Below are 9,420 nucleotides of genomic sequence, written 5' to 3'. Positions count from 1 at the left end.
CTCGGTGCTCCGGGCGGCTGTTCCTGCGGGTCCAGCGAATTGCGCAGCAGAGTCCCAGATCTCCCCAAAGTCACTCCGCGGCCGGCAGAGCCGCCCGCGGCCGCTGCCACCCCCGGGTCCCCCGCGCCAGCAACCAGGCGGTGGCCTCCTCGGGAGGCATCGCAGCCGCGACCAGCCACCCCTGCACCGCGTCACAGCCCAGATCCCGCAACCGCTCCCACGTCTCGTCGTCCTCCACACCCTCGGCGACGACCAGCAGCCCCAGGGAGTGCGCGAGATCCACCGTGCACCGCACGATCTCCGCGTCCTCCGTGTCCACCGCCAGCCTCCCCACGAACGACCGGTCGATCTTCAGCTCGCTCACCGGCAGCCGCCGCAGATGCACCAGCGACGAGTACCCGGTACCGAAGTCGTCCAGTGACATCTTCACGCCGTGCGCGGTCAGCGCGGCCAGTGTGTCCGCGGCCTTCTGCGGGTCCTCCAGGAGCACGTGTTCCGTTATCTCCAGTTGGAGCGACCCCGCCGGGACCCCGTGGCGGTTCAGCCGCGCGGCGACGGAACCGGCGAAACCGGGAGTGTGGACGTCACGCGGGGAGACGTTGACGGCGACCGGGACGAACAGCCCCTGGGAGCGCCACTTCGCGACCTGTTCGAGCGCCGTCTCCAGTACGTACTCCGTGAGGTGCGGCATCAGCCCGGACGACTCGGCGATCGCTATGAACTCGTCCGGCGGCACCTTCCCGCGCTCCGGGTGCACCCAGCGCACCAGCGCCTCCAGGCCCGCGACCTGGCCGTCGAAGCGCACCTTGGGCTGGTAGTGCAGCTCGACCTCGTGGGCGTCGAGCGCGCGCCGCAGGTCGCCCAGCAGGCCGAGCCGGTCCGGGGTGTTCGAGTCCCGCTTGGACTCGTACACCTCGACGCCCGTGCGGTCCCGCTTCGCCTGGTACATCGCGACGTCCGCGCGCCGCAGCAGCCCCTCCGCGTCGAGTGCGTGGTCGGGGAAGACGGCGAGTCCGGCGCTGGCCTCCAGGACGAGGGTGAGTCCGTCGAGGTCGAGCGGGGAGCCGAGCACGGTGACCAGGTTGCGGGCGACGCGGGTGGCGGACGTGGTGGAGTCGACGACCGGCAGTAAGACGGCGAACTCGTCGCCGCCGAGCCGTGCGGCCTCCGCGCCGCGCGGCAGTGCGAGGCGCAGCCGGTCGGCTATCTGCAGGAGGAGGCGGTCGCCGGCGAGATGGCCCAGCGTGTCGTTGACGGAACGGAAGCGGTCGAGGTCTATGAGCATCAGTGCGGCCCGCGCATCGATGCGTTCCGCATCGTCGAGGGCCGTCCAGGTCCGCTCCAGGAGCCACTGTCTGTTGGGCAGTCCGGTCAGCGGGTCGCGCAGTTGTTCCTCCGCGCGGGCCCTGGCTATCCACAGGGTGGAGTCGAGGGCGATGAGGGGGATGGCGAACAGCGGCAGCAGGATCGGCAGGGCGACGGCGACGACGCAGATCAGCGGCGCGATGGCGAGCAGCGCGATCGCGACGAGGCCCTGTCTGACCAGGGCGGAGCGGGCGACGGTGGGCAGTCCGCCGCGCGGGGTCTGCAGATACCAGAGGAGGGTGCGGGTGACCGCGAGGTAGGTGACCGCGATCAGCATCACCTCGGGTGCCGTGTAGACACTCCAGGTCTGCGGGTTCCACGGTGTCTCGACGGACGGGACCCGGCCGAACGCGGCGAGCACCAGCGCGCCGGCACCGATGCCGAGGATGTCCACCGCGCCGTGCAGGATGCCCTGCCGCCAGCGGTGGCGCCGGGCTATGCCGACCAGGACGACGACGGTGAGGCTGACCATGCCGGCCGGCACCCATCCGTACAGCAGGAGTACGGCGAGGGTGAGGGCGGCGCCCGAGCCGGTGCCGCCCCACCAGCGGGCGCGGCCGAGGGCGACGAGATGGCCGACGATGACACCGGTGAGCACGGCGAGGGCCCAGCCGACGGTGCCGGACGGGAAGAGCGCGCTGTGGCCGGTGAAGCCCCGGTAGAAGCCGGCGCCTAGGACGAACCCGGCGGCCGCGACGACCACCGCGGGCAGCGCGGGCCAGGACAGCTGGCGTTCGGGGTCGTTGGCGTGCAGCCGGGCGGCGCGTTCCTCGGCGGTGAGGTGGGCCGTCAGCTGGGTCGAGACCCTGCTGTCGGCGACGATGCGCTGTCCGGTTCCGCCGGCGGTGCCCGTGGCCGTACGTCCGGCGACGCCCGCCCGTTCCAGGAATCGTGCCGTGCGGCCGGCCTGCGCCGGTTCCCGGCCGGGCTCGGGGCGGCGGCCCGTGAGGAGGGCGGAACCCCGGCGCCAGGCGCCGGATATCCGGCTTCCGCGCAGCCGTGAATGAGGGGCGGCGCTTTCGGTCGGTTCCATTCCCGTCCCTCTCACAGCCGGCGGTGCCCACGCCACGCGGTCCGCTGTCCGTCAACCGTCAACGGCACCGCGTCCGAAACCGCATCCGGGCACGGCAGGCGCATACGTCAACAGTAGGCCGCGGAAGGCTTCCACGGGCAGCGGTCGTCGACGGTTGCCCGAATGCGACCCGGCCACCCGTATGCATCTGGTATGCGCCGATCGGGTGGTCTTCAACCCCTACTCCTCAGTCGGAAGCGCTGCCTCGGCCGCTGCCTCGGGTCCCTGTTCAAGCAGGACGGCAAAGCCGTCCTCGTTCAGAACAGGCACCTTCAACTGCATGGCCTTGTCGAATTTCGAACCAGGATTGTCACCCACGACAACAAAAGACGTCTTCTTCGAAACAGAACCGGTCACTTTTGCTCCACGACTCTGCAGCGCCTCCTTAGCGCCGTCCCGGGTGTGGTGTTCGAGCGTGCCGGTCACGACGACGGTGAGCCCTTCGAGCGGGCGCGGCCCCTCGTCCTCGCCGGAACCCTCCTCCTCCATACGCACTCCGGCGGCCCGCCACTTGCGCAGGATCTCCTGGTGCCAGTCCACCGCGAACCACTCCTTGAGCGAGGCCGCGATGATCGGGCCGACCCCGTCCGTGGTGGCCAACTCCTCTTCCGTGGCCTGCTCAATGCGCTCGATCGAGCGGAATTCACGGGCCAGCGCCTCGGCGGCGACCGGACCGACGTGCCGGATGGACAGACCGGTGATGATCCTGGCCAGCGGGCGGTTCTTGGCGGCGGCGATGTTGGCGAGCATCGAGACCGCGTTCTTCCTGGGCTCGCCCTCCTGGTTGGCGAAGACCGTGGCGATCTTCTCCTCGCCGGTCCTGGAATCACGCTTGGGCAGCCCGCTGTCCTGGTCCAGGACGTACGCCTTGATGGGCAGCAGCCACTCGATGGTGAGGTCGAAGAGGTCGCCCTCGTCGGCGAGCGGCGGCTCGGCCGGTTCCAGGGGCTTGGTGAGCGCGGCGGCCGCCACGTAACCGAAGTTCTCGATGTCCAGGCACTTGCGCCCGCCGAGATAGAACAGCCGCTCCCTCAACTGGGCCGGGCAGCTCTGCCCGTTGGGGCAGCGCAGGTCTACGTCGGCCTCCTTCATGGGCCGCAGCGGCGTACCGCACTCGGGGCACTCGGCCGGCATCACGAAGGGCTTCTCCGTGCCGTCGCGCAGGTCGGCGACCGGGCCGAGGATCTCCGGGATGACGTCACCGGCCTTGCGCAGCACCACGGTGTCACCGATGAGCACGCCCTTGGCCTTGACGACGTCCTGGTTGTGCAGGGTGGCGAACTCGACCTCCGAGCCGGCCACCGTCACCGGCTCGACCTGCGCGTACGGGGTGACCCTGCCCGTGCGCCCCACGCCCACGCGGATGTTGATGAGCTTGGTGTTGACCTCCTCGGGCGCGTACTTCCAGGCGATCGCCCAGCGCGGGGCGCGCGAGGTCGAGCCGAGGCGGCCCTGGAGCGGGATCTCGTCGAGCTTGACGACGACCCCGTCGATCTCGTGCTCCACGGAGTGCCGGTTCTCGCCGTAGTACGCGATGAACTCCCTTACGCCGTCGAGGTCGTCGACCTGCTTCGCGTACCGCGTGGTCGGCAGGCCCCACTCGTGCAGCAGGGTGTACGCCTCCGAGAGCCGGGTCAGCGGGTGGAAGCCCGCCAGGGCGCCGATGCCGTGGACCACCATGTGCAGCGGGCGGGTGGCGGTGACGCGCGGGTCCTTCTGGCGGAGCGAACCGGCCGCCGCGTTGCGCGGGTTCGCGAACGGCTTGTCGCCGCCCTCGACCAGGCGCGCGTTCAGCTCCTCGAACTTGTCCATCGGGAAGTAGACCTCGCCGCGGATCTCGACCAGGTCCGGGACCCGGTCGCCCTTCAGCCGGTCCGGGATCTCCGCGATCGTCCGCACGTTGGGCGTGATGTCCTCGCCGGTGCGGCCGTCGCCACGGGTCGCCGCGCGCGTGAGACGACCGTGCTCGTACGTCAGGTTGACGGCGAGGCCGTCGACCTTCAGTTCGCACAGGAAGTGGTGTTCGGAGGCGCCGACGTCCTTGTGGACGCGCTCCGCCCACGCCGCCAGTTCCAGGTCGTCGAAGGCGTTGTCGAGGGAGAGCATGCGCGAGCGGTGCTCGACCGACGTGAACTCCGTCTCGTACGCCGCCGCGACCTTCTGGGTCGGAGAGTCGGGGGTGCGCAGCTCCGGATACTCCTCCTCCAGTGCCTCCAGGCTGCGCAAAAGCCTGTCGAACTCCGCGTCGCTGACGACGGGAGCGTCGTTCACGTAGTACCGGAAGCGGTGTTCCTCGATGCGCTCGGCGAGCTGGGCGTGCCTGTCGCGCGCCTCGGCGGGCACCGATGTGGTCTGTGCGTCCTGTTCGCCGGCCACCGTGTTTTCCTCCCGTTACTCTGGGTTGTCCGCGAGTGATCTCGCCGCCTGGGCGCAGTGGGCGAGCGCCGCCCGCGCGTACTGCGGGGAAGCACCCGCGAGTCCGCACGACGGAGTGACCGTGACCGTCTCCGCGAGAAGCCCCGGATGCAGCCCCAGCCTGCGCCACAGCGTCCTGACACCACTGACGCTACCGGCAGGGTCTGACAATGGGCCGTCCGTGCCCGGCACGACACCGGCGAAGAGCCGTGTACCGCCTTCCACCGCCTCACCGATCACGTCGTCGTCACGCTCGGTGAGGAGTGAGAAGTCGAACGAGACGGCTGCCGCGCCGGCCCGGCGCAGCAGGGCGAACGGGACGTCCGGCGCGCAGGAGTGGACCACCGTCGGTCCGTCCCCGTGCACGCCGACGACCTCACGGAGCGTCGCCTCGACGACCTGGCGGTCGGGGGCGCGGTGGGTGCGGTAGCCGCTGGCGGATCTCACCTGGCCGCGCAGTACGGCGATGAGGGACGGTTCGTCGAGCTGCAGGACGAGTTGGGCGCCGGGGACTCGGCGGCGCAGTTCGTCGAGGTGGAGGCGGATGCCCTCGGCGAGGGAGCCGGCGAGGTCGCGGCAGGCGCCGGGGTCGGAGAGGACGGCCTCGCCGTTCCTGAGTTCGAGGCCGGCGGCCAGTGTCCAGGGCCCCACGGCCTGCACCTTCAGTTGGCCCTCGTACCCCTGGGTGAACTCCTCCAGCGCGTCGAGGTCCTCGCCGAGCCAGGAGCGGGCCCGCCTGGTGTCCCGGCCCGGGCGGTCGCCGAGGCGCCAGCCGCTGGGCTCCACACGTGCGTACATCTCGACGAGGAGTCCGGCGGTACGGCCGATCATGTCGGCACCGGGGCCGCGGGCGGGGAGTTCGGGCAGGAAGGGGAAGTCCTCGAAGGTGCCGGAGGCTGCCTTGACGGCTTCCCGGGTGTCGCCGCCGGGGAGGGAGCCGATGCCGGTGGCGGGGCCGAAGGTGGGGTTCGCGTTCACAGGGGGAAGCGTACGTATGTCGGTGGAGAGGGGTGCGCGGGTGCGGACGGCGGTTTCATCGCCCCGCCGCCCTTGCCCGTCCCATCCCTGGGGACTGCGCCCCCAGACCCCCGCCTACGGCCCTGAACGGGCCTTGTCCTCAAACGTTGGACGGGCTGAGATGCGGATGGGTGGCAAGAAGGTTGGGCTGAAGAGGCCTGGTCCGCGAACGCCGGACAGGCTGGTTCAGCCCATCCGGCGTTCGCGGGGCGGGGCTTCGGGGGCAACGCCCCCGAGGACGAAAACGTCCGTCACCTTCCCGGGCGTACGGTCACGTCGTTGATCTCCGCGTCCCTGGGCAGGTCCAGCGCCAGCAGAATCGTCGTCGCCACCGACTCCGGGTCGATCCACTTCGACGCGTCGTACTCCTTGCCCTCCTGCTGGTGCACCTTCGCCTGCATCGGACTCGCCGTACGCCCCGGATAAACCGACGTCACCCGCACCCCCGCCCCGCGTTCCTCCTGCCGCAACGAGTCCGCCAGCGCCTTGAGGCCGTGCTTGGAAGCGGCGTACGCCGACCAGTCGGCACTCGCGTTCAGGCCCGCACCGGAGTTGACGAAGACCACTTGGCCCTGGGTCACGCGCAGTTGGGGCAGGAAGTGCCGGGTCAGTTCGGCGGGCGCGATCAGGTTGACGTTCAGCTGGTGGACCCAGGTCCTGGGGGTCAGCTCGCCGACCGGGCCGAGATCGACCACGCCCGCGATGTGCAACAGGGAGTCCACCCGGTCCGGCAGCGTCTGGTGGGAGAACGCCCAGGACAGGCGCTCCGGGTCGGCCAGGTCGCCCACCAGCGTCCTCGCCCCCGGGAACTCCGCCGCCAGTTCCTTCGCGCGTCCCGCGTCCCGCGCGTGCAGCACGAGTTCGTCCCCGCGCGCGTGCAGCCGCCGCGCGACCGCCGCACCGATACCCGATCCCGCCCCGGTGATCACATGTGTAGCCATGCCCGCCATGCTCGCATCACCGCCTGAGAGTCACGACCCTCCCTGGCTCTCCTCCAGGTACGCCAGCGCCCCCACCGGCTCCTCCGCGAAGAACACCAGGTCGGTGAGCGGGCGGGGCAGGAAACCCTCGGCCTCCATACGGCGGAACTGTTCCTTCAGACCGTCGTAGAAACCCGCCGTGTTCAGCAGCACCACCGGCATGTCCGTCTTGTTGTGCTTCTTCAGCTCCAGGATCTCCGTGGCCTCGTCGAGCGTTCCCGTGCCGCCGACCATGATCACGACGGCGTCCGCCTTCTCCAGGAGAAGCCGTTTGCGTTCCCCCAGGTCCCGCGCGATCACCATCTCGTCGGCGCCCGGCCGCGCCTTGGCCGCGAGGAAGTCCACCGAGACGCCCAGCAGCCGGCCGCCCGCCTCCTGGACTCCGTCCGCGACCACCTTCATCAGGCCGACGTCCGAGCCGCCCCAGACCAGGGTGTGACCGCCCTTGCCGAGCAGTTTCGCGAACTCCCGCGCGGGGCGTGTGTAGCGGTCGTCCAGGTCGGCGGCGGAGAGGAAGACACAGATGTTCATGCCGTCACCGTACGGGGGAACATCGCGGACGGATCGGAGGCGGATCGGGGAACAACCCGGGCTCCGCAAGCGCTCTTTCGACATGGCTGAAGGACACACGATCACCATCGAGCAGCACACCGAGCGGGTACGGGCCGTCCACGGCGGCCGGGTGCTCGCCGAGAGCACGCGAGCCCTCGTCCTGCGCGAGACCGGCTGTCCCCCGCGGTACTACCTGCCCGCGGAGGATGTCCGCCTCGACCTGCTGGCGCCCTCCGAGAGCCACACGTACTGCCCCTTCAAGGGCACGGCGTCCTACTGGTCCCTGCCGGACACCGCCGACCTCGTCTGGGCGTACCCCGAGCCGAAGCCGGAGGTGGCCCGGATCAAGGACCACCTCTGCTTCTACGAGGTGGAGACCGTGTAGACCTCCCAGAGCCCTCCCAGGTCCTAATCCACCGGTTCCGTCACGAACCGCACACCCGCCTCCAGCTTCCGGGCCAGTGCCTGTGCCTCCTGCGGGGTGTCCGCGCCGACCGCGATGTGGCCGACGCGGTTCCACACCGAGCGATGCCCGGCGACGACCGCGCCGGGGGCGATGGCCAGCTCCGCGTGGATCAGCGCGGGGTGGGCCAGTACCTCGTCCCAGCCCTCGACCGCCGTCAGGCGGCCGGGCGGCGGGGTGAGGAAGCGTATCGCCGATCCGCGTACGGGCTTCAGCGCGGCCTTGTCGACCGGCCTGCCCAGGACGTCGTCGTAGACCAGGCCGAACCACTCGAGGCCGGGGATGACGTGCGGGAGCATGCGGTGGATCCAGCCGCCGGCGTTGCGTACGTGGACCTCGCCGAGGACCACGCCCCGCCCGGTCCACCACAGCTCGACGTGGAACTGGCCGAAGCGCAGCTCCAGGGCCGTCAGAGCGGCGACGACCTGCTTCTCGATCTCGGCGGCCGTCTCGTCCGGGAGAACCGCCGGGATGACGTACTCGATCTCGAAGAAGTTGGGCGGCGGGAGCAGTTCCTTCGAGGTCAGGGCGAGGACGTGGGGAGCGCCGTCGATGAACACGCCCTCCGCGCTGTACTCCGGGCCCTCCACGAACTCCTCGACGATGAACGACACGCCTTCCACGTCCTTGCCGGGCAGGAACTCCAGCGCCGCCGCCAGCTCGTCCGCCGACTCGACGCGGGTGACGCCCTCACTTCCCATGGCGTCGCGCGGCTTCACCACCCACGGGCCCGTGGAGTCCGCCAGGAAGTCGCCGGCCTCCGACTCGTTCGCGCAGACCCGGAAAGCGGGCTGGAGGAAGCCTGCCGCGGTGAGGTGGGCGCGGGCCTCGTCCTTGGTGCGGACGCGGTGGACGGCGTCGGGCGTGTTGCCGGGCAGGCCCAGCGCGTCGGCGACCTCGGCGACCGCCTCCTGTGCCATCTCCCGTACACCGAAGACGATTTCGTACTGTTCCCCGGCCGCGATCCGGTCGCGCACCCAGGCGGCGCTCTCGCCGCGCGCGGAGAAGTCGACGGCCGAGACGGTGTCGGCCAGGGCGCTGACCGTGGGGGTGGCCGCCAGCGTGTCCTCCTGGTTGGTGACATGGATGCGCAGGCCGCGGGCCTGGGCCTCGCGTAGGGCCGCCTCTACGACGTCCACGCCAAGGGTGGCGTTTCCTGCGCCGCCGACGAAGAGGAGGTGAGGGCTGCTCGCCTCGGCCATGTGTGCTCCCGGGGTGGTGAAGTTGCGGGCTGTGGTGGGGTGTTCGGGCGTGGGTACCAGGGCGTGCGTACCAGGCGTTCGGGCCAGGTCGTGCCTACCAGGCGTTCGGGTCAGCGCGTTGGACCAAAGCGTTCGGGTCAGCGTTGGCCAGGGCGTTCGGGCCAGCGCGTGCCTACCAGGCGTTCGGGTCAGCGCGTTGGACCAGGGCCTTCGGGTCAGAGCGTTCGAGTCAGCGTTGGCCAGGGCGTTCGGGTCAGCGTTGGACCAGAGCATTCGAGTCAGCGTTGGTCAGTACGTTCGCGTCAGGGCGTCAGGGCGTCAGGGCGTCAGGGCGTCAGGGCGTCAGGGCGTCAG

At 70.5% G+C, this 9,420-nt stretch carries 7 protein-coding genes; 1 reads left to right on the top strand and 6 read right to left on the bottom strand.

Annotated elements, in window-relative coordinates:
• Positions 1 to 70: 70 nt before the first annotated feature.
• The 5 genes from RB628_RS29380 to RB628_RS29360 all read right to left on the bottom strand — a co-directional run bounded on the left by RB628_RS29380 (position 71) and on the right by RB628_RS29360 (position 7,380).
• On the bottom strand, positions 71 to 2,398 hold the full coding sequence (locus RB628_RS29380; protein ID WP_318323560.1) for a bifunctional diguanylate cyclase/phosphodiesterase: 2,328 nt from the start codon (positions 2,396 to 2,398) through the stop codon (positions 71 to 73).
• Between the two features lie 219 nt (positions 2,399 to 2,617).
• Positions 2,618 to 4,813: an NAD-dependent DNA ligase LigA gene (gene ligA, locus RB628_RS29375; RefSeq protein ID WP_318323559.1), complete on the bottom strand. Its 2,196-nt coding sequence runs from the start codon at positions 4,811 to 4,813 to the stop codon at positions 2,618 to 2,620.
• Between the two features lie 15 nt (positions 4,814 to 4,828).
• Positions 4,829 to 5,830 (bottom strand): methionine synthase, encoded by a 1,002-nt coding sequence (locus tag RB628_RS29370; RefSeq protein WP_318323558.1) that lies wholly within the window; start codon positions 5,828 to 5,830, stop codon positions 4,829 to 4,831.
• A 290-nt stretch (positions 5,831 to 6,120) separates the two neighbouring features.
• The gene (locus RB628_RS29365) at positions 6,121 to 6,819 is read right to left on the bottom strand and encodes an SDR family oxidoreductase (protein ID WP_318323557.1); all 699 of its coding nucleotides are present in this window, start codon (positions 6,817 to 6,819) and stop codon (positions 6,121 to 6,123) included.
• Between the two features lie 21 nt (positions 6,820 to 6,840).
• Positions 6,841 to 7,380, bottom strand: coding sequence for a TIGR00730 family Rossman fold protein (locus RB628_RS29360; protein WP_318323556.1), 540 nt, complete (start codon positions 7,378 to 7,380; stop codon positions 6,841 to 6,843).
• Between the two features lie 82 nt (positions 7,381 to 7,462).
• On the opposite strand from RB628_RS29360, the gene RB628_RS29355 reads away from it, so the two are divergent.
• Entirely contained in the window at positions 7,463 to 7,786 is a 324-nt protein-coding gene (locus tag RB628_RS29355) for a DUF427 domain-containing protein (protein ID WP_318323555.1), read from the top strand.
• Positions 7,787 to 7,809: 23 nt separating this feature from the next.
• Here the strand turns inward: RB628_RS29355 and RB628_RS29350 are convergent, their stop codons facing one another.
• Positions 7,810 to 9,066 (bottom strand): ATP-grasp domain-containing protein, encoded by a 1,257-nt coding sequence (locus tag RB628_RS29350; protein ID WP_318323554.1) that lies wholly within the window; start codon positions 9,064 to 9,066, stop codon positions 7,810 to 7,812.
• Positions 9,067 to 9,420: the final 354 nt, after the last annotated feature.

The sequence above is a fragment of the Streptomyces sp. ADMS genome (assembly GCF_033441795.1).
GTDB lineage: Bacteria > Actinomycetota > Actinomycetes > Streptomycetales > Streptomycetaceae > Streptomyces.
This window is presented reverse-complemented; position numbering and strand designations above follow the sequence as displayed.

Bases quoted from the DNA above. Each gene is read 5' to 3' on its own strand.
- RB628_RS29380 (WP_318323560.1), bottom strand. From the start codon at position 2,398: ATGGAACCGACCGAAAGCGCCGCCCCTCATTCACGGCTGCGCGGAAGC.
- RB628_RS29360 (WP_318323556.1), bottom strand. From the start codon at position 7,380: ATGAACATCTGTGTCTTCCTCTCCGCCGCCGACCTGGACGACCGCTAC.
- RB628_RS29355 (WP_318323555.1), top strand. From the start codon at position 7,463: ATGGCTGAAGGACACACGATCACCATCGAGCAGCACACCGAGCGGGTA.
- RB628_RS29365 (WP_318323557.1), bottom strand. From the start codon at position 6,819: ATGGCGGGCATGGCTACACATGTGATCACCGGGGCGGGATCGGGTATC.
- RB628_RS29350 (WP_318323554.1), bottom strand. From the start codon at position 9,066: ATGGCCGAGGCGAGCAGCCCTCACCTCCTCTTCGTCGGCGGCGCAGGA.